Origin of the sequence: Pseudomonas sp. CAU 1711 (genome assembly GCF_039888625.1) — a bacterium.
Lineage (GTDB): Bacteria > Pseudomonadota > Gammaproteobacteria > Pseudomonadales > Pseudomonadaceae > Aquipseudomonas.
On sequence record NZ_JBDQQT010000005.1, the window covers coordinates 235,344 to 254,415 of the forward strand.

Here is a 19,072-nt window from a genome sequence, read left to right on the forward strand (position 1 = left end):
GGGGCTTCTAGCCCCGCGCGAGGCCCGCCACGGCGGGCCATTCATACCTTCGAGCGACAGGGCGAATACGTCCTTGGTGCGCTTATGCGCCTGTCATCCGCTGGTTAGGGTGCTGCCAGTTGCACCCACCCACGGAGAGCCTCATGACAAGAATAAAAAGGCCCGGAATCTTCCAGCCGCACACCCTCACCCTGGCCATCGCCCTGGGTTCCGCCGCCCCGGCCCAGGCCATCAACTTCAATATCGGCGAGATCGACGCCCAGCTCGACTCGTCGCTCTCGGTCGGCGCCAGCTGGTCGATGCGTAGCGCCGACCCGGACCTGATCGGCTCCGCCAATGGCGGCAGCGGCTTCACCCAGACCGGTGACGACGGCCGCCTCAACTTCAAGAAGGGCGAGACCTTCTCGAAGATCTTCAAGGGCATCCACGACCTGCAGCTGAGCTATGGCGACAGCGGCGTATTCGTGCGCGGCAAGTACTGGTACGACTTCGAGCTGAAGGACGAGAGCCGCCTGTTCAAGGACATCGACGATCACAACCGCAAACAGGCGGCGCAGGCCTCGGGCGCGGAGATCCTCGACGCCTTCGTCTACCACAACTACGCCATCGGCGAGATGCCCGGCTCGGTGCGCCTGGGCAAGCAGGTGGTGAGCTGGGGCGAGAGCACCTTCATCGGCAACAGCATCAACGCCATCAACCCGGTCGATGCCGCCGCCCTGCGCCGCCCCGGCGCGGAGATCAAGGAGGGCCTGATCCCGGTCAACATGTTCTACCTCTCGCAGACCATCACCGACCAGCTCTCGGCCGAGCTGTTCTATCAGCTGGAGTGGGATCAGACGGTGGCCGACAACTGCGGCACCTTCTTCGCCAGCAGCGACGTGCTGGCCGATGGCTGCGACACCAACAACACCATCCTCGACGCGACCACGGTGAGCGCCCTGCAGGGCATGGGCGCGCTGCTCGCCAGCCGCGGCGTGACGGTGCTCGACGAGGGCCTGGTCGTGCCGCGCGGCGGCGACCGCGACGCCCGCGACTCCGGCCAATGGGGCATGGCCCTGCGCTGGCTGGGCGACGAGACCGAGTACGCCGCCTACTTCCTCAACTACCACAGCCGCACGCCCAACGTCAGCTTCGCCACCGGCTCCGCGACCGACATCCAGAACGCCTTCACCACCGCCGGCGGCGCGCTGGCCCAGCCGATCCTGCTCGGCACCGGGCGCTACTTCGCCGAGTATCCCGAGGACATCCGCCTGTACGGCCTGAGCTTCTCCACCACCCTGCCCACCGGCACCGCCTGGGCCGGCGAGCTCAGCTACCGGCCGAACATGCCGCTGCAGATCAACGGCACCGACATGACCGGCAAGCTGGCCCGGGTGCCGGCCGGCGCCTTCGCCGCCGCGGGTGGCGGCGCCGCCGGCGTGGCCGCCGCGATGGCCCAGGGCGACCAGTACCTCAAGGGCTACAACCGCAAGGAAGTCACCCAGGCGCAGACCAGCCTCACCCACTTCTTCGACCAGGTGCTCGGCGCCTCGCGCCTGACCCTGGTCGGCGAACTCGGCCTGACCAGCATCGGCGGCCTGGAGAGCCGCGACGAGGTGGCCTACGGCCGCGACTCGATCTTCGGCTCGCCGCACGGCAGCAGCGCCTCCAACCTGGCCGCGCTGCGCGAATACGGCACCCACGGCTTCTACACCAACACCTCCTGGGGTTACCGCACGCGCGCCATCCTGGAGTACAGCAACCTGTTCGCCGGCATCAACCTCAAGCCGAACCTCGCCTGGTCGCACGACGTCGACGGCTACGGCCCAGTGTTCAACGAGGGCGCCAAGGCCATCAGCGTCGGCCTCGACGCCGACTACCTCAATACCTACACCGCCAGCCTGTCCTACACCGACTTCTTCGGCGGCGATTACAACGCGAGCGTCGATCGCGACTTCCTCGCCCTCAGCTTCGGCGTCAACTTCTAAGGGAACCGGCCACCATGAAAACAACAAGATTGCTCACCGCCCTTACCCTGTCCCTGCTGGCCGGCCCGGTGCTCGCCGCCGTCGCGCCGGAAGAGGCCGCCAAGCTGGGCGCCAGCCTGACCCCGCTGGGCGGCGAGAAGGCCGGCAATGCCGACGGCAGCATCCCGGCCTGGACCGGCGGCCTGCCGAGAGACGCGGCCACCGCGCTGCCCGGCGGCTTCCTCGAAGACCCCTTCGCCGGCGAACAACCGCTGTTCACCATCACCGCGCAGAACCTGGAGCAATACCGCGACAAGCTCTCCGAAGGGCAGCTCGCCCTGCTCAAGCGCTACCCGGAGACCTTCAAGCTGCCGGTCTACCCCAGCCACCGCAGCACCGCGGTGCCCCAGGAAGTCGCCGAGGCGGCCAGGCAGAGCGCGCTGAACACCCGCCTGATCGAGGGCGGCAACGGCCTCACCGGCTTCGCCGCGAGCCGCTACTACGCCTTCCCCCTTCCGCAGAACGGCCTGGAAGTGATCTGGAACCACATCACCCGCTATCGCGGCGGCAACCTGCAGCGCCACATCGTGCAGGCCGCGCCGCAGACCAACGGCAGCTACAGCCTGGTGCACTTCGAGGACGAGGTGGCCTACCCCACCGACATCAAGGGGCTAGACGCGAAGAAGGCGGAGAACGCCCTGCTGTTCTTCAAGCAACGGGTCACCGCCCCGGCGCGCCTGGCCGGCAACGTGCTGCTGGTGCACGACTCCCTGGACCAGATCAGGGAGCCGCGCATGGCCTGGCTGTACAACGCCGGCCAGCGCCGCGTGAGGCGCGCCCCGCAGGTGGCCTACGACGGCCCGGGCACGGCCGCCGACGGCATGCGCACCTCGGACAACTTCGACATGTTCAACGGCGCCCCCGACCGCTACGACTGGAAGCTGGTCGGCAAGCGCGAGCTGTACATCCCCTACAACAACTACCGCATCGCCTCGCCCAAGCTGAAGTACGCCGACATCCTCAAGGCCGGCCATACCGATCAGGCGCTGGCGCGCTACGAGCTGCACCGGGTCTGGGAAGTGGAGGCCACGCTGCGGGCCGGCGAGCGCAACATCTACGCCAAGCGCCGCTTCTTTATCGACGAGGACAGCTGGCAGATCGCCGCCTCCGAGCTGTACGACGGCCGCGGCCAGCTGTGGCGCGTGGGGCAGGCCATGCTCATGCAGCAGTACGACCGCCAGGTGCCGACCTACGCCTTCGAGGCCCTCTACGACATCATCGCCGGGCGCTACATCGCCATCGGCCTGTCCAACGAGGAGGAGTTCTCCGTGCAGTACGGCATCCAGGCCAGCGCCGTCGACTTCACCCCGGCCGCCCTGCGCAACGCCGGCATCCGCTGAGTCTCATCGCAACGCTGCTCCAGCCTTCAGGCGACCCTAGGGTCGCCTTTTTTATGACGCGTCATAAGCGCCGGCCACACCGAGCGGCTATTGGATAAGATCGCTGCATCGCTCGACCCATAACGACAAAAACAGAGCCGAGGCCACGACCATGCACGACCAGGTACGCGCCCTGCACAGCGCCATGCCGCCAGGCCAGGCCGACCCCGCGCTGCCGCGCCTGCCGGCGGCGCACATCGCCCGCCCGCGGCTGACCCGCAGCCTGCTGCCCGGCGACAGCCGCCTGACCCTGGTCTGCGCCCCCGCCGGTTTCGGCAAGAGCGTGCTGCTCGGCGAATGCGCGCGCCAGGCGCCGCCCGGCACCCGGGTGGTCTGGCTGGACCTGCTCGGCCACCCGCACAGCCCCACCGAGCTGCTCGCCCGCCTGGCCGCCGCCCTGCAGCTGAACCACGGCGACGGCGAGCCCTGCGCCGAGCTCGGCCTGCTGCTCGGGCGCATCGAGCAGCCGCTGTGGATCATCCTCGACGACTACCCGCGGCAGCCCTGCGCCGAGCTGGATGCCTGCCTCGACCGCCTGCTCGAACGCGCCCCGCACACCCTGCGCTGGTGGATCGGCGGGCGCCGCCGGCCGGCCTGGAACCTGCCGCGCCTGCTGCTGCAGGGCGACCTGCTGGAGCTCGACGCCCACGACCTGGCGCTCGACCGCGAGGAGCTCGAGCGCCTGCTGCAACAGCGCCAGCAGAGCCTGCCCGAGGAACTGGCCGAGCAGCTGCTGCAACACAGCGAGGGCTGGCCGGCCGGCATCTGCCTGCTGCTGATCGGCGGCCACGCCGACAACCTGCCCCCGCGCCTGGCCGCCGGCACCCCGCTGCTGCTCGACTACCTGCAGCGCGAAGTGCTGGCCGGCCTGCCGCCGCCGCTGCTGCATGCGCTGTCCGTGCTGGCGCACATGCCGCGCTTCTGCGCCGCCCTGTGCGAGCACCTGCTGGAGGAGTGCGACGGCGCCGGGATGCTGGAACAGCTGCGCCAGCGCCAGCTGTTCCTCCACGGCCTGGACAGCTGCGGCGAGTGGTTCCGCCTGTGGCGCCCGCTGGCCACCCTGCTCAAGCGCCTGCCCGGCGGCCAGCCACCGCTGCAGGCGCATATCCGTGCCTGCCAGTGGTTCGCCAACCAGGGCGCCGTGCGCGAGGCGGTGGAGCACGCGCTGTGGGCCGAGCAGCCGGACGTGGCGGCCAACTACCTGCAGCGCTACGGCCAGGACCAGCTGCTGATCGGCCACAGCGTCGCGCAATTCCTGCACTGGCGCGACGAGCTGCCGGCCGGCCTGTTCAACGGTACGCCGCGGCTGATCATGCTGCAGGCCTGGGCGCTGATCATCTGCGCCCGCCTCGACGAGGCCGAGGCCTGCAGCGCCGAGCTCGGCCGCTTCCTGCCGCAGCCGGACGCGCGCCGCCAGCGCCAGCTGATCGCCCAGTACCAGGCGGTGCAGGGCGTGCTGCAGCGCCAGCGCGGCCAGGCCAGCGCCCGCCAGCACTGCCTGGAGGCGCTGCAGGTGCTGCACGAGGCGGCCTGGTCGCAGCACCTCCTCTGCCACCAGGCCCTGGCCCAGCAGGCCCTGGCCGAGCTCGACCTGGTCAGCGCCCAGCAGCACAGCCACGAGGGCCTGCGCCTGGCGCGCCAACGCGGCAGCGTGCTGTTCGAGGCCCTGCTCAGCGTCGATCACATCCACCTGCTGGCCATGCTCGGCGACGGTGAGCGCGCGCTGGAGCAGACCGAACAGTGCCTGCAGCTGCTGCAGGGCGCCGCCCTGCGCGGCCCGGTGCAGGCCCGCCTGCTGCTGTTGCGCGGCACCCTGTTGGCCGAGCGCGGCGAGGTGGAGGAGGCCCGCGAGGTGCTGCGGGCCGGGGTGCAGGAGGCGGAGGCCTGCGAGGACGCCTACCTGCTGTTCGGCTACCTGGGCCTGGTCGAGCTGGCCACCGGCCAGGGCGACACCGACTGCGCGCAGCAGCTGCTGCGCCGCGCCGAGCGGCAGATGCAGTGGCTGCACGTACCGGAGATCCGCTACCGCGAGGTGCTCGAACTGGCCCAGGGCCGCCTGTGGCTGCGCCAGGGCGATGCCGAGCGGGCCCGCCAGGCCTGCCTCGGCGTGCGCCGGCGCCTGGAGAGCCAGCGCCTGCTGGCGCCCTCGGGCTTCTACGACCTGCTGCCACGCAGCCGCCTGCTGCTGGCCCAGGCCGAACTGGCGCTGGGCGAGCGGGGCACGGCGTTGCGCGAACTGCAGGGCCTGCACGACGACTGCCGGCGCAGCGGCCACCACGGCCTGGCCACCCAGGTGCGCCTGCAGCAGGCCGAGGCCCTGTACCTGCTCGAACGCGAAGACGAGGCCGAGGCCCTGCTGCGCATCGGCCTGGGCGAGGCGCAACGCCAGCAGCAGCTGGCGCTGCTGCACGAGCTGCTGGCCCGGCAGCCGGCCTGGCTGCTCGACAATCCGGCCTGGCCGCAGCGGCTACGGCGCCAGGCCATGCTCCAGGGGGAAGAGGCGGCGCCCAGCGAGCCGCTGCTGAGCAAGCGCGAACTGGCGGTGCTCGGGCTGATCGCCCAGGGCCATTCCAACCAGCAGATCGCCGACAGCCTGTATATCTCCCTGCACACGGTGAAGACCCACGCGCGGCGAATCAACGTCAAGCTCGGCGTGCAGCGCCGCACCCAGGCGGTGGCGCGCGCCAAGGCCGAGGGCTGGCTGGGCTGACCGCCCGGCGGCGCGCGGGCCGTGGGTTGGACAAGCCGGTACAGGCTGCTTAGCTGACTGCAGGCGCCCCACGCGCCCCCTCATAGGAGCACCAGCATGCAAAGACTGCCTATCACCCTTGCCCTGCTCGGCGCCGCTGGCGCGACCCAGGCCGCCAACCTGCCGGCGTTCGAGGTCGGCTGCGGCGACGACCTCAAGGTCCGCGCCGAGGCCGGCGGCCCGGTCTACTTCAACGACAAGCAGGCCACCCTGAGCAAGTTCAGCGAGCAGTACTACGAGGCCCGAGGCGAAGGCCTGATCGTCCCCATCGGCCTGGATGCCGCCGGCACCCCCTCGGTGTCCTACACCGGCAAGCAGGGCGCCAGCGGCGCCTGCCGGCCCGACGAAGGCGCCGAGCAGGAGCCGGTGCCGACCGAGCAGTGAGCGGCTCAGGCCATGGCCTTGCGAATATCCGCCGCCAGCTCGCGCACCCGCGCCTCCTCGGTGTCCCAGCTGCACATGAAGCGCGCGCCGCCGGCGCCGATGAAGGTGTAGAAGCGCCAGCCCCATTCGCGCAGACGCTGCAGGGCCGTTTCCGACAGCTGCAGAAACACGCCGTTGGCCTCCACCGGGAACATCAGGCTCACCCCCGGCACGTCGGCCACCAGCTCGGCCAGTAGACGCGCGCAGCGGTTGGCGTGGTCGGCATGGCGCAGCCAGGCGCCGTCCTGCAGCAGGCCGACCCAGGGCGCCGCCAGGTAGCGCATCTTCGAGGCCAGCTGGCCGGCCTGCTTGCAGCGGTAGTCGAAGTCCTCGGCCAGGGCCTTGTTGAAGAACAGGATGGCCTCGCCCACCGCCATGCCGTTCTTGGTGCCGCCGAAGCACAGCACGTCGACGCCGGCCTTCCAGGTCAGCTCGGCCGGGCTGCAGCCGAGGAAGGCGCAGGCGTTGGAGAAGCGCGCGCCGTCCATGTGCAGGTTGAGGCCCAGCGCCTTGCACTCCTGGCTGATGGCGCGCACCTCCTCGGGACGGTAGACGCTGCCGACCTCGGTGGCCTGGGTCAGGGTCACCACGCGCGGCTTGGGATAGTGGATATCCTGGCGCTTGAGCGCCACCTCGCGGATCGCCTGCGGGGTCAGCTTGCCGCTCTCGGTGCACGCCAGCAGCAGCTTGGAGCCGTTGGAGAAGAACTCCGGCGCGCCGCATTCGTCGGTCTCGACGTGGGCCGTCTCCGAGCAGATCACGCTGTGGTAGCTCTGGCACAGCGAGGCCAGGGCCAGGGAATTGGCCGCCGTGCCGTTGAAGGCGAAGAACACCTCGCAGTCGGTCTCGAACAGTTGGCGGAAATGGTCGGCGGCGCGCGCGGTCCAGCTGTCCTCGCCATAGGCGCGCTCGTGGCCGCGGTTGGCCTCGGCCATGGCGGCCCAGGCCTCGGGGCAGATGCCGGAATAGTTGTCGCTGGCGAATTGCTGGCTGTGGTCGGTCATGACGTTTTTCCTCGTGGGAGTAGCGCTAAATCTAGCCGGCCAGGGCGGCCTCGTGGGCTGCCGCGGCGGCAATAACAGATTGGCTCTCGTTCGGACGGACAAAAGAACTGTACCGGCAGCAAACTGCCGCGCCTCACTGGTCTCCCAGTGAAAACTCTCGTCATCCGCGGAGCAACCCGAACTTTCACGGAGGACCGGTACAGTTGCCCGAATAAAAACAGAACAGTTACAAAGCCGGCTAACTAATAGGCCTGCAATTCATCCCAGCTGTGCCTATTAAAACGACCGTATAGTCAGGAAAATGAGCTTCCAGTAGAACACTCTCTCGACCCGCCACAAGCGGAAGGAAGCCCACCATGGAACGCACCCATAGTTCCGACCTGATGTTCCAACAACACAACCCGGCCTTCGGCGGTTTCATGCCGCTGCGTGCCCTCGCCACCCTGCTGCTGTGGCAGCGCCGCGTGAGCACCCGCCGCGAACTGGCGCGCCTCGACGAGCGCCTGCTGGCCGATGCCGGCATCAGCCTGCACCAGCGCGAAGCGGAAGTGAGCAAGCCGTTCTGGCGCTGATCGCCAGCGGCGAATGCACAAGGGGAGCCTAGGCTCCCCTTTTTCTTGCCCGTCTAGAACTTCTCCGCGCGCAGCACCTGCACCTCGGCCAGGTAGCAGACCATGGCGTAGTGGGCGTAGTAGCGCCGCTGCAGGTGCTCGGCGATGCGCTCGGCCAGCTCGCGGGCGCAGATCACTTCCAGGCGGATATTGCCCTCGGTGTCCCAGCCGGCGCTACGCACGCCGCGCCCGCCACGGCCGCGGGCATCGGAGATGGTCCAGCCCGGCGCGCCGAGCTGCTCCAGGTCGGCCTCCAGCTTGTGCTCCAGCGCGGCCTCGCCGATCACGGTGAGCAGGGTACGGGTATGCATGTCCATCTCAGAGCCCCCAGGCGATCAGTTGCTCGGCCAGCGCCAGGTACAGCGGTATGCCGATGAGGATGTTGAAGGGAAAGGTGATGCCCAGCGAGGCGGTCAGCGACAGCGAGGGATTGGCCTCGGGCAGGGCCAGGCGCAGCGCCGCCGGCACGGCGATGTAGGAGGCCGAGGCGGCCAGGGTGGCAAGCATCGCCGTGCCACCCAGGCTCAGCCCCATGCCGCGCGCCAGCAGGGCGCCGATCAGCGCGCCGAGCAGCGGCATGAGCAGGGCGAAAGTGGCCAGGCGCAGGCCGAACTGCTTCAGGGCGCCGAGCTGGCCGGAGGCGATCAGGCCCATCTCCAGCAGGAAGAACGCCAGTACCGGCTTGAACATGCTGGTGTACAGCGGCTCCAGCGGCTTGATCGCCTCCTTGCCGGCGATCGCGCCGATGATGATGCCGCCGAGCAGCAGCATGATGCTCTTGCCGAGGAATATCTCCCGGCCCAGCTCCTTCCACTGGGTGTCGCGACTGATGCCCTTGGCCAGGATGATCCCCACCAGGATCGCCGGCACCTCGAGGATGGCCACGAACAGCGGCATGTAGCTCTCGAAGGCAATGTCCCGCGAAACCATGTAGGCGACCACCACGGCGAAGGTACCGGCGCTGACCGAACCGTAGTGCGCGGCCACCGCCGCCGCGTTGATGCGATCGAAACGCAGCCCGCGCAGCAGGACGAACGCCAGCAACGGCAGGCCGACCCCCAGCAGCAACACCAGTGCCGACTGGCCGAGCAACTGCGCGCTGGCCTGCTCGGCCAGCTCCACCCCGCCATGCAGGCCGATGGCCAGCAACAGCACTATGGCCAGTGTCTCGTAGAGCGCCGGAGGCAGTTTCAATTCGCTCTTCACCAGGCCGGCGAACAAGCCGAAGACGAAGAACAGTACAACCGGGTCCAGACCCATCGCTTACCTCCAGTTAAAAAAAGGGAGCCTTACGGCTCCCAGGGGACTGCTTGGCTCAACTTTCAATCTCGATCAAGACTTCGCCGGGCGTCACCCGGTCACCTTTGGCCACGTGCACGGCCTTGACCGTGCCGGCGATGGGCGCCTGCACCTCGGTCTCCATCTTCATCGCCTCGGTGATCAGCACGGCCTGGCCGGCCTTGACCGCATCGCCCTCCTTGACCAGCACCTCGACTATGTTGCCCGGCATGGTGGTGGACACGTCGCCCGGCGCGCTGGCCTGCTTGCGCTTGCCGCCGGCCCCGGCGACGAACTGGTTGAGCGGCTCGAACACCACCTCTTCCGGCATGCCGTCGATGGACAGGTAGAAGTGGCGCTTGCCGTCGCCCTTGACGCCGACGCCGGTGATATCCACCCGGTAGCTCTCGCCATGCACGTCGACCACGAACTCGGTCGGCACGCCCTCGCCACCTGCCGGCGCCGCGCCGTTTTCACCGGGGATCGGCAGCAGCGCTTCGGGGGTCAGGGTGCCGGCGGCGCGTTCCTCGAGGAACTTGCGGCCGATGTCGGGGAACATGGCGTAGGTCAGCACGTCCTCCTCGCTCTTGGCCAGGGCGCCGATCTCCTCGCGCAGCTTGGCCATCTCAGGCGCCAGCAGGTCGGCCGGGCGCACGTCGATCACGTCCTCGCTGCCGATGGCGCGCTTGCGCAGCTGCTCGTCGACCTTGCCCGGCGCCTTGCCGTAGCGGCCCTGCAGGTACAGCTTGACCTCGTTGGTGATGGTCTTGTAGCGCTCGCCGGCCAGCACGTTGAACACCGCCTGGGTGCCGACGATCTGCGAAGTGGGGGTGACCAGGGGCGGGAAGCCGAGGTCCTCGCGCACTTTCGGGATCTCGGCGAACACCTCGTTGATGCGATTGAGCGCGCCCTGCTCCTTCAGCTGGTTGGCCAGGTTGGACATCATGCCGCCCGGCACCTGGTTGACCTGCACGCGGGTGTCGACGGCGGTGAACTCGCTCTCGAACTGGTGGTACTTCTTGCGCACGGCGTGGAAGTACATGCCGATCTCCTGGATCAGCTCCAGGTCCAGGCCGGTGTCGTACAGGCTGCCGCGCAGGGCCGCGACCATCGACTCGGTGCCCGGGTGGCTGGTGCCCCAGGCGAAGCTGGAGATGGCGGTGTCGATATGGTCGGCGCCGGCCTCGATGCCCTTGAGCTGGCACATGGCGCCCATGCCGGCGGTGTCGTGGCTGTGCACGAACACCGGCAGGTCGATCTCGGCCTTGAGCGCCTTGACCAGCTCGAAGGTCGAGTAGGGCGTGAGCAGGCCGGCCATGTCCTTGATGGCGATGGAGTCGATGCCCATGGCCTGCATGGCCTTGGCCTGCTCGACGTAGGCGGCCACGGTGTGCACCGGGCTGGTGGTGTAGCAGAGGGTGCCCTGGGCGTGCTTGCCGGCGGCCTTCACCGCCTCGATGGAGACGCGCAGGTTACGCACGTCGTTCATCGCGTCGAAGATGCGGAACACATCGATGCCATTCACGGCGGCTTTCGCCACGAAGGCCTCGACCACGTCGTCGCTGTAGTGGCGGTAGCCGAGCAGGTTCTGCCCGCGCAGGAGCATCTGCAGGCGGGTGTTGGGCAGCGCCGCCTTGAGCTTGCGCAGGCGCTCCCAGGGGTCTTCCTTGAGGAAGCGCACGCAGGCGTCGAAGGTGGCGCCGCCCCAGACTTCCAGCGACCAGTAGCCGACCTGGTCGAGCTTGTCGCAGATCGGCAGCATGTCCTCCAGGCGCATGCGGGTGGCGATCAGCGACTGGTGGGCATCGCGCAGGATGGTGTCAGTGACCGTAATCTTCTTTCTCATCAGAACTCTCCTCGGGAGCTGCAAGCTCCAAGCCTCAAGCCGCAAGTCAAAGCCGTTGCGCCTTTACTTGTCGCTTGTGGCTTGTAGCTTGTCACTGCTTCATAGGCCTGCGTGGGCGGCGATGGCGGTGGCGATGGCGATGGCCAGGTGCGACGGATTGCGCTTGATCGAATACTGGGTCAGCTCCGGGTGGCTCTCGACGAAGCTGGTGTTGAACCGGGCGCTGCGGAACTCGGGGTTGCGCAGGATCTCCTGATAATAGGGCGCGGTGGTGCGCACGCCCTGCACGCGCATGTCGTCCAGCGCGCGCAGGCCGCGGTCCAGCGCCTCCTCCCAGGTCAACGCCCAGACGATCAGCTTCAGGCACATGGAGTCGTAGTAGGGCGGAATGGTGTAGCCGGTGTAGATCGCCGTGTCGGTACGCACGCCGGGGCCGCCGGGGGCGTAGTAGCGGGTGATCTTGCCGAAGCTGGGCAGGAAGTTGTTCTTCGGGTCCTCGGCGTTGATGCGGAACTGCAGGGCATAGCCGCGGTGAATGATGTCCTCCTGCTTCACCGACAGTTCCAGGCCCGAAGCGATGCGGATCTGCTCGCGGACGATGTCGATGCCGGTGATTTCCTCGGTGATGGTGTGCTCCACCTGCACCCGGGTGTTCATCTCCATGAAGTACACCTCGCCCTCGGCGAGCAGGAACTCCACGGTGCCGGCGTTCTCGTAGCCCACCGCCTGCGCGGCGCGCACCGCCAGGTCGCCGATATAGGCGCGCTGCTCGGGTGTCAGCTGCGGGCTGGGGGCGATCTCGATGAGCTTCTGGTTGCGCCGCTGGATCGAGCAGTCGCGCTCGAACAGGTGCACGGTGTTGCCCAGGCTGTCGGCGAGGATCTGCGCCTCGATGTGCTTCGGGTTGACGATGCACTTCTCGAGGAACACCTCGGCGCTGCCGAAGGCCTTGGTCGCCTCGGAGATCACCCGCGGGAAGGCCGACTCCAGTTCGGCGCGCGAGTTGCAGCGACGGATGCCGCGGCCGCCGCCGCCGCTGGTGGCCTTGAGCATCACCGGATAACCGATGCGCTCGGCCTCGGAAAGCGCCTCGGCGAGGTCGGCGACATTGCCCTCGGTGCCCGGGGTGACCGGCACGCCGGCGGCGATCATGCTGCGCCGCGCCTCGGTCTTGTCGCCCATACGGCGAATCACCTCGGCGGAGGGGCCGATAAATTTGATTCCGCGCGCGGCGCAGATCTCCGCCAGCTCGGCGTTCTCCGAGAGGAAGCCGTAGCCCGGATGGAGGGCGTCGCAGCCGGTCTCCACGGCCAGGTTGACCAGCTTGCGCGGGTTCAGGTAGCCGGCCAGCGGATCGTCGCCGACGCTGTGCGCCTCGTCGGCGCGCTTGACGTGCAGCGCGTGGCGGTCCGCCTCGGAGTAGATGGCCACCGAACGGATGCCCATCTCGGCGCAGGCGCGCACGATGCGCACGGCGATTTCGCCGCGGTTGGCGATGAGAATCTTCTTGATCACGAGCCTGGCTCCTCGATCACGTGAGCAATGGACCGCGGCAATGCGGTCCGTGGGTGACCGCTCCAGCCCCGGCGGTCTTGCGCCTACCCTACGCCCGGCGCTCGATTAGCCAAAATCAATATTTATTTGGACAAGCATTAGGTAAAACTTATATTAGTTCGCAAGAGGCCACCTCCGGGATCGTTTTCCATGCGCAAGTCACTGATGCGAATGACCTTTCGCCAGCTGCAGATCTTTCGCGCGGTGTGCGAGAGCCGCTCCTACAGCCGCGCCGCGGAGGAGATGGCGCTGACCCAGCCGGCGGTCAGCCTGCAGATCCGCCAGCTGGAGGAGCTGCTCGGCCAGCCGCTGTTCGACTACGTGGCCAAGAAGCTGCACCTGACCCCCGCCGCCGAGGCCCTGCTGAAGGCCGGCGAGGACGTGTTCGGGCGCCTGGAGGCCCTGGACATGCAGCTCTCCGACCTGCAGGGCTCGCTGCAGGGCCAGCTCAGCCTGGCCGTCGAGTCCAGCGCCAAGTACCTGGTGCCGCACCTGTTCGCCGCCTTCCGCGAGCAGCATCCGGAAGTCAGCCTGCAACTGGTGGTGGTCAACCACGCCCAGGCGGTGCGGCGCCTGTCGGCCAGCCGCGACGACCTGCTGATCATGTCGCAACCACCGAGCGACCCGCCGCTGGACTTCTTCCCCTTCCTGACCAACCCGATCATCGCGGTGGCGCCACCGCACCACCCGCTGTGCACGCTGCAGCGGCTACGCCTGGCCGACCTGACCGAATTCCCCCTGCTGGTGCGCGAAGCCGGCTCGGGCACCCGGCGCGCCTGCGAGGAATACTGCAACCAGAAGCGCGCGCACTTCGCCCAGACCCTGGAGCTGGGCTCCAGCGAGGCCCAGGCGGAGGCGGCCATCGCCGGCCTCGGCCTGGCCCTGCTGCCGCTGCACGCCGTGCGCCTGGCGCTGGCCCAGGGTTTGCTGCGCGAATTGCCGGTGGAGGAGCTGCCACTGCAGCGCAGCTGGTGCGTGGTGCACCCGCGCGGCAAGCACCTGTCGCCGGTGGCCCAGGCCTTCCGCGATTTCATCCGCGACGAACGGGCACAGATCGCCGAGCTGGAGCGGCGCTTCGGCCGCATCGGCTGAGCGGGCGGCCAGGAATTTCGTATATCATATCCGCACTGATCAGACGACTCGGTGACCCGCCGTGCCCCTACCACGCTTCAATGCCCCCAACCTGGGAATAGTCCCCTCGGCGTCCGAGGTCATCGCCAAGCACCTGCGCGACGCCATCGTCTCCGGCCAGTTCGCCGAGGACGAGCCGATCCGCCAGGACGACATCGCCGCGCTGTTCAACGTCAGCAAGATTCCCGTGCGCGAGGCGCTCAAGCGCCTGGAGGCCGAGGGCCTGGTGCTGTTCCAGCGCAACAAGGGCGCGGTGGTCACGCGCATCTCCGAGCCCGAGCTGGCGCAGATGTTCGAGGTGCGCGTGCTGCTGGAGGTGCGGGCGATCCGCCTGGCCGTGCCGAACATGAGCGAGGCCACCTTCGCCGAGGCCGAGCGCATCTGCGAGGCCTTCCTCGGCGAGGAGGACGTCGGCCGCTGGGCCGAGCTCAACTGGCAGCTGCACGCCTGCCTCTACGAGCCGGCCGGGCGCCCCTTCCTGATCGGCCTGATCCGCTCGATCCACGACAAGCTGGAGCGCTACCTGCGCATGCAGATGAGCCTGTCCGAGGGCAAGGAGCGCGCCGACCAGGAGCACCGCGAGATCATCGCCGCCTGCCGCGCCGGCGACGCCGAGCGCGCCGCCGCACTGATCGAGACGCATATCGACGGTGTCTGCCAGACCCTCTACGCGCACCTGCCCAACCGCCTCTGAGCCGGCGCCGCTGTGCCGATTTCGTCATCGGCGCGGGCTAAATGACTCAAGCCGCCGACACCCGCGCGGCGGCACCCTTGCCGGAACATCCACCGGCAGGGGACGCCCATGCAACGCATCCGAGTACTCGATTCGCACACCGGCGGTGAACCGACCCGCCTGATCCTCGATGGCTTCCCCGACCTGGGTGGCGGCAGCATGGCCGAGCGCCGCCGGGTGCTGGCCGAGCGCTTCGACCGCTGGCGCGCCGCCAGCGTGCTGGAACCGCGCGGCAGCGACGTGCTGGTCGGCGCCCTGCTGTGCGAGCCGCTCGACCCCGCGGCCTGTGCCGGGGTGATCTTCTTCAACAACACCGGCTACCTCGGCATGTGCGGCCACGGCACCATCGGCCTGGTGGCCTCGCTGGCCCACCTGGGGCGCATCGGCCCGGGGCTGCACCGCATCGAGACGCCGGTCGGCACCGTCGAGGCGACCCTGCACGAGGACCGCTCGGTGAGCGTGCGCAACGTGCCGGCCTACCGCTACCGCAAGGCCGTCGAGGTCGAGGTGCCCGGCCACGGCAGGGTGGTCGGCGATATCGCCTGGGGCGGCAACTGGTTCTTCCTGATCGGCGAGCCCGGCCTGCGCGTGGCCGGCGACAATCTGGAGGCGCTCACCGCCTATGCGGTGGCCGTGCAGCGGGCGCTGGACGAGCAGGGCATCCGCGGCGAGGACGGCGGCGCGATCGACCATATCGAGCTGTTCGCCGACCCTGAACAGCCGAAAGGCTCGCAGCCAGGCGTCGCGAGCGATGAGGGGGCTAGGCAGGAGCAGGCGAAGAAGCGCAGTTTACAGGCGGTAAATGAGCATTCTGAGCCTGCTCTTAACGACGCCCCATCGAGCGCAGCAGCCTGGCTGCGAGCCGACAGCCGCAACTTCGTGCTGTGCCCGGGCAAGGCCTACGACCGCTCGCCCTGCGGCACCGGCACCAGCGCCAAGCTGGCCTGCCTGGCGGCAGACGGCAAACTGCAGCCCGGCCAGTTGTGGCGCCAGGCCAGCGTGATCGGCAGCCAGTTCGAGGGCCGCTACGAGAACGCCGACAACGGCCGCATCGTGCCCACCATCCGCGGCCGCGCGCATATCAGCGCCGAGGCCACCCTGCTGCTCGAGGAAGACGACCCCTTCGCCTGGGGCATCCGTACGTGAGCGACGTCATCGTCATCGGCGCCGGCATAGTCGGCGCCGCCTGCGCCCACGAACTGGCGCGGCGCGGCCAGCGCGTGCTGGTGCTGGACGCCGGCCTGCGCGCCGCCACGGCCGCCGGCATGGGCCACCTGATAGTGCTGGACGACAACCCGGCGGAACTGGCGCTCAGCCAGTATTCGGTGCAGCGCTGGCGCGACTGGGCGCGGCAGATGCCGGAGGACTGCGCCTACCGGCAGAACGGCACCCTGTGGCTGGCCGCCAACGCCGAGGAGATGGCGGTGGCCGAGGCCAAGTACCGGGCCCTGCGCGAGCACGGCCTGGACTGCGAGCTGCTCGGCGCCAGCGCCCTGCGCGCCGCCGAGCCGGAACTGCGCGAAGGCCTGCACGGCGGCCTGCGGGTGGTCGGCGACGGCATCCTCTACGCGCCCAACGCCGCGCGCTGGCTGCTCGACCATGGGCTGATCGAGCAGCGCCGGGCCCGGGTGGTGGAGATCGACGGCGCCCGCGTGCGCCTGGACGACGGCGCCTGGCTGAGCGCCCAGGCGGTGATCCTGGCCGGCGGCAGCCATGTCACCGAGCTGTGCCCGGAGCTGCCGATCGAGCCGAAGAAGGGCCACCTGCTGATCACCGACCGCTACCCGGGGCGCGTCAGCAACACCCTGGTCGAGCTGGGCTACGTCACCAGCGCGCACAACGCCAGCGGCCCCTCCACCGCGGCCAATATCCAGCCCAGGCCGACCGGGCAGCTGTTCATCGGCGCCTCGCGCCAGTTCGGCACTAACGACCCCGAGGTCGAACCCTGGATGCTGGCCAGGATGCTCCAGCGCGCCGTGCACTACATGCCGGGGCTGGCCCGGCTCAACGCCATCCGCGCCTGGACCGGCTTTCGCGCCGCCAGCCCGGACGGCCTGCCGCTGCTCGGCGAGCATCCGCAGCGCCGCGGCCTGTGGCTGGCGGTCGGCCACGAGGGCCTGGGCGTCACCACCGCGCCGGGCAGCGCCGACCTGCTGGTCGCCCAGCTGTTCAACGAGACCGCGCCGCTGGCGGCGCAGCCCTACCTGCCGCAACGTTTCCCGGGAGTCGCCGCATATGCCTGAACTGCTTCTCGACGGCCGCCCGCTGGCAGTGGCCGAGGGCACCACGGTGGCGGCCGCGCTGGCCCTCGGCGGCGACGGCAGCAGCCGCACCTCGGTCAGCGGCCAGCGCCGCGCGCCGCTGTGCGGCATGGGCGTGTGCCAGGAGTGCCGGGTGAGCATCGACGGCCAGCGCCGCCTGGCCTGCCAGACCCTGTGCCGCGACGGCATGCGCGTGGAGACCCGGCCATGAAGGTGGACATCCTGATCGTCGGCGCCGGCCCCGCCGGCCTGGCCGCGGCCCTGGCCGCCGCGCCCAGCGGCGCGCGCATCGCCCTGCTCGACGACAACCCGACCGCCGGCGGGCAGATCTGGCGCGACGGCCCGCAGGCGCATCTGCCGGCGCTGGCCCGCGCGCATCGCCAACGCCTCGCCGCCCAGGCCAATATCCAGCTGCTGGCCAGCAGCCGGGTGGTGGCCCTGGCCGGGCCCCGCGCGCTGCTGGTGGAAGACCCCGAGCGGGGCCGGGTGATCGAGTACGACAAGCTGATCCTGTGCAGCGGCGCGCGCGAGTTGCTGCTGCCCTTCCCCGGCTGGACGCTGCCCGGCGTCACCGGTGCCGGCGGCCTGCAGGCGCTGATCAAGGGCGGCCTGCCGGTGGCCGGCGAGCGCATCGTGGTCGCCGGCAGCGGCCCGCTGCTGCTGGCCAGCGCCGCCACCGCGCAGGAGCACGGCGCGCGGGTGCTGCACATCCTCGAACAGGCGCCGTGGGCCGCCGTGGCCGGCTTCGCCGCACGGCTGCCGCGCTGGCCGCACAAGCTGCTGCAGGCCTGCGGCCTGTTCCACCCGGGCTACCGCGCCGCCAGCCATGTGCTCGAGGCCCTCGGCGACGGCCGCCTGGAGGCGGTGCGCCTGAGCGTCGGCGGCAAGCTGCGCGAAGTCGCCTGCGAGCGTCTGGCCTGCGGCTTCGGCCTGATCCCCAACCTGCAGCTGGGCCAGGCCCTGGGTTGCCGCATCGAAGGCGACGCCATCGCCGTCGACGCCTGGCAGGCCAGCAGCCTGCCCGGGGTCTATGCGGCCGGCGAGAGCACCGGCTTCGGCGGCAGCGAGAAGGCCCTAGTCGAAGGCGCCATCGCCGGCCATGCGGCGGTCGGCGAGCACGACGCGGCCCGCCGCCTGTGGCCGCGCCGGCGGCGCTGGCAGGGCTTCGCCGAGGCCCTCGACCGAGCCTTCGCCCTGGGCGAGGCGGTCAGGCACCTGGCCAAGCCGGACACCCTGATCTGCCGCTGCGAGGACGTGCCGCTGGCCGCCCTGGCCGACCAGCAGGGCTGGAGCCAGGCCAAGCTGGCCAGCCGCTGCGGCATGGGCGCCTGCCAGGGGCGCATCTGCGGCGCCGCCACCCAGGCCCTGTTCGGCTGGCAGCCGCCGGCGCCGCGCCCGCCCTTCAGCCCGGCGCGCATCGACACGCTACTGGCGCTCGACGACCGGCCTCACTCCCAGGCGTAGAGCCAGCCCACGGCGCCGACTCGGCCGCCGACCATGGCCACCAGCAGCTGGTCGTGGTCGCCGCGCCAGTGGTAGCTCCACAGCTCGCCGTCCGGCTCGCCCTGCCACTGGGTGCGCCGCAGCCAGTCGGCATGCTCGGCCGCCCCGGCGGCGACGCGCCGGTCCGGTTCGCCCATCAGCGCGCGCACCCCGGCCGCGTCCGGCTTCTCGGCCAGCAGCCGTTCGGCCAGGCTCTGCATCAGCTGGTGCTTGCGTCCCTGCCAGGCATCCAGGTCCTGGCGCCAGGGGCCGCCGGCGTGGTGGCCGGCAACCTGGCGCAGCTCGCGCCACTCGGCCGCCAGCGCGGCATCCTCGGCCACCGCCGTGTGGGCGCAGCCGCACAGCGCCAGCAACAGTGTCGCGCACAGACATGAGACGGACTTCATAGGCACCTCCCTTGCGGATGTTCTGCCGCGAACGTTCTAAAAACGGCAGACATCATCTGGAAAATTGACAGACCCAAACGGGGCTTCTAGGTTTTCTCGCACTCTTGCTGCCAGACCGGCCACCTGTCACCCACAAGGCCAGGAAGGGATATCCCAACGCCTGTGCAGTCGGCATCCAGAGCTTCCACTGCCTCGATCCATGCACCTT

General features: G+C 69.6%; 17 protein-coding genes. 11 read left to right on the forward strand and 6 right to left on the reverse strand.

Features of this window, described 5'->3' with window-relative positions:
* Positions 1 to 143 precede the first annotated feature (143 nt).
* The 4 genes from AAFN46_RS07745 to AAFN46_RS07760 all read left to right on the forward strand — a co-directional run bounded on the left by AAFN46_RS07745 (position 144) and on the right by AAFN46_RS07760 (position 6,518).
* Positions 144 to 1,967 carry a DUF1302 domain-containing protein gene (locus tag AAFN46_RS07745; protein ID WP_347808119.1) on the forward strand — a complete coding sequence of 608 codons (1,824 nt, stop codon included), beginning with the start codon at positions 144 to 146 and terminating at the stop codon, positions 1,965 to 1,967.
* Between the two features lie 14 nt (positions 1,968 to 1,981).
* Complete coding sequence (locus tag AAFN46_RS07750; RefSeq protein ID WP_347808120.1) at positions 1,982 to 3,346, forward strand: DUF1329 domain-containing protein; 1,365 nt, start codon at positions 1,982 to 1,984, stop codon at positions 3,344 to 3,346.
* Positions 3,347 to 3,497: 151 nt separating this feature from the next.
* Positions 3,498 to 6,095, forward strand: a complete 2,598-nt coding sequence (locus AAFN46_RS07755; protein ID WP_347808121.1) for a LuxR C-terminal-related transcriptional regulator — start codon at positions 3,498 to 3,500, stop codon at positions 6,093 to 6,095.
* Positions 6,096 to 6,191: 96 nt separating this feature from the next.
* Complete coding sequence (locus AAFN46_RS07760; protein ID WP_347808122.1) at positions 6,192 to 6,518, forward strand: hypothetical protein; 327 nt, start codon at positions 6,192 to 6,194, stop codon at positions 6,516 to 6,518.
* 5 nt (positions 6,519 to 6,523) lie between these two features.
* Here the strand turns inward: AAFN46_RS07760 and AAFN46_RS07765 are convergent, their stop codons facing one another.
* Complete coding sequence (locus AAFN46_RS07765) at positions 6,524 to 7,561, reverse strand: low specificity L-threonine aldolase (protein ID WP_347808123.1); 1,038 nt, start codon at positions 7,559 to 7,561, stop codon at positions 6,524 to 6,526.
* A gap of 356 nt (positions 7,562 to 7,917) precedes the next feature.
* Between AAFN46_RS07765 and AAFN46_RS07770 the strand changes: the two genes are divergently transcribed.
* Positions 7,918 to 8,133 (forward strand): DUF1127 domain-containing protein, encoded by a 216-nt coding sequence (locus tag AAFN46_RS07770; RefSeq protein WP_347808124.1) that lies wholly within the window; start codon positions 7,918 to 7,920, stop codon positions 8,131 to 8,133.
* A 53-nt stretch (positions 8,134 to 8,186) separates the two neighbouring features.
* Here AAFN46_RS07770 and AAFN46_RS07775 read toward each other — a convergent pair whose 3' ends face one another.
* The 4 genes from AAFN46_RS07775 to AAFN46_RS07790 form a co-directional block, all read right to left on the reverse strand.
* Positions 8,187 to 8,489: a transcriptional regulator gene (locus tag AAFN46_RS07775; protein ID WP_347808125.1), complete on the reverse strand. Its 303-nt coding sequence runs from the start codon at positions 8,487 to 8,489 to the stop codon at positions 8,187 to 8,189.
* 1 nt (position 8,490) lies between these two features.
* The gene (locus AAFN46_RS07780) at positions 8,491 to 9,432 is read right to left on the reverse strand and encodes a sodium-dependent bicarbonate transport family permease (RefSeq protein ID WP_347808126.1); all 942 of its coding nucleotides are present in this window, start codon (positions 9,430 to 9,432) and stop codon (positions 8,491 to 8,493) included.
* A 55-nt stretch (positions 9,433 to 9,487) separates the two neighbouring features.
* Positions 9,488 to 11,296: a sodium-extruding oxaloacetate decarboxylase subunit alpha gene (gene oadA, locus AAFN46_RS07785; RefSeq protein ID WP_347808127.1), complete on the reverse strand. Its 1,809-nt coding sequence runs from the start codon at positions 11,294 to 11,296 to the stop codon at positions 9,488 to 9,490.
* Positions 11,297 to 11,395: 99 nt separating this feature from the next.
* The gene (locus tag AAFN46_RS07790; RefSeq protein WP_347808128.1) at positions 11,396 to 12,811 is read right to left on the reverse strand and encodes an acetyl-CoA carboxylase biotin carboxylase subunit; all 1,416 of its coding nucleotides are present in this window, start codon (positions 12,809 to 12,811) and stop codon (positions 11,396 to 11,398) included.
* 189 nt (positions 12,812 to 13,000) lie between these two features.
* On the opposite strand from AAFN46_RS07790, the gene AAFN46_RS07795 reads away from it, so the two are divergent.
* The 6 genes from AAFN46_RS07795 (at position 13,001) to AAFN46_RS07820 (ending at position 18,439) form a co-directional block, all read left to right on the forward strand.
* Positions 13,001 to 13,942 carry a LysR family transcriptional regulator gene (locus tag AAFN46_RS07795; protein WP_347808129.1) on the forward strand — a complete coding sequence of 314 codons (942 nt, stop codon included), beginning with the start codon at positions 13,001 to 13,003 and terminating at the stop codon, positions 13,940 to 13,942.
* 61 nt (positions 13,943 to 14,003) lie between these two features.
* Positions 14,004 to 14,675 (forward strand): GntR family transcriptional regulator, encoded by a 672-nt coding sequence (locus tag AAFN46_RS07800; protein ID WP_347808130.1) that lies wholly within the window; start codon positions 14,004 to 14,006, stop codon positions 14,673 to 14,675.
* Between the two features lie 108 nt (positions 14,676 to 14,783).
* Positions 14,784 to 15,860 (forward strand): proline racemase family protein, encoded by a 1,077-nt coding sequence (locus AAFN46_RS07805; RefSeq protein ID WP_347808131.1) that lies wholly within the window; start codon positions 14,784 to 14,786, stop codon positions 15,858 to 15,860.
* Positions 15,857 to 16,957, forward strand: coding sequence for an FAD-dependent oxidoreductase (locus tag AAFN46_RS07810; protein ID WP_347808132.1), 1,101 nt, complete (start codon positions 15,857 to 15,859; stop codon positions 16,955 to 16,957). The genes AAFN46_RS07805 and AAFN46_RS07810 overlap by 4 nt, the downstream gene beginning before the upstream one ends.
* Positions 16,950 to 17,186: a (2Fe-2S)-binding protein gene (locus AAFN46_RS07815; protein ID WP_347808133.1), complete on the forward strand. Its 237-nt coding sequence runs from the start codon at positions 16,950 to 16,952 to the stop codon at positions 17,184 to 17,186. The genes AAFN46_RS07810 and AAFN46_RS07815 overlap by 8 nt, the downstream gene beginning before the upstream one ends.
* Positions 17,183 to 18,439 (forward strand): FAD/NAD(P)-binding oxidoreductase, encoded by a 1,257-nt coding sequence (locus tag AAFN46_RS07820; RefSeq protein WP_347808134.1) that lies wholly within the window; start codon positions 17,183 to 17,185, stop codon positions 18,437 to 18,439. The genes AAFN46_RS07815 and AAFN46_RS07820 overlap by 4 nt, the downstream gene beginning before the upstream one ends.
* On the opposite strand, the gene AAFN46_RS07825 is transcribed toward AAFN46_RS07820, so the two are convergent.
* Entirely contained in the window at positions 18,424 to 18,864 is a 441-nt protein-coding gene (locus tag AAFN46_RS07825; RefSeq protein ID WP_347808135.1) for a hypothetical protein, read from the reverse strand. The two genes, AAFN46_RS07820 and AAFN46_RS07825, sit on opposite strands and share 16 nt — an antisense overlap.
* Positions 18,865 to 19,072: the final 208 nt, after the last annotated feature.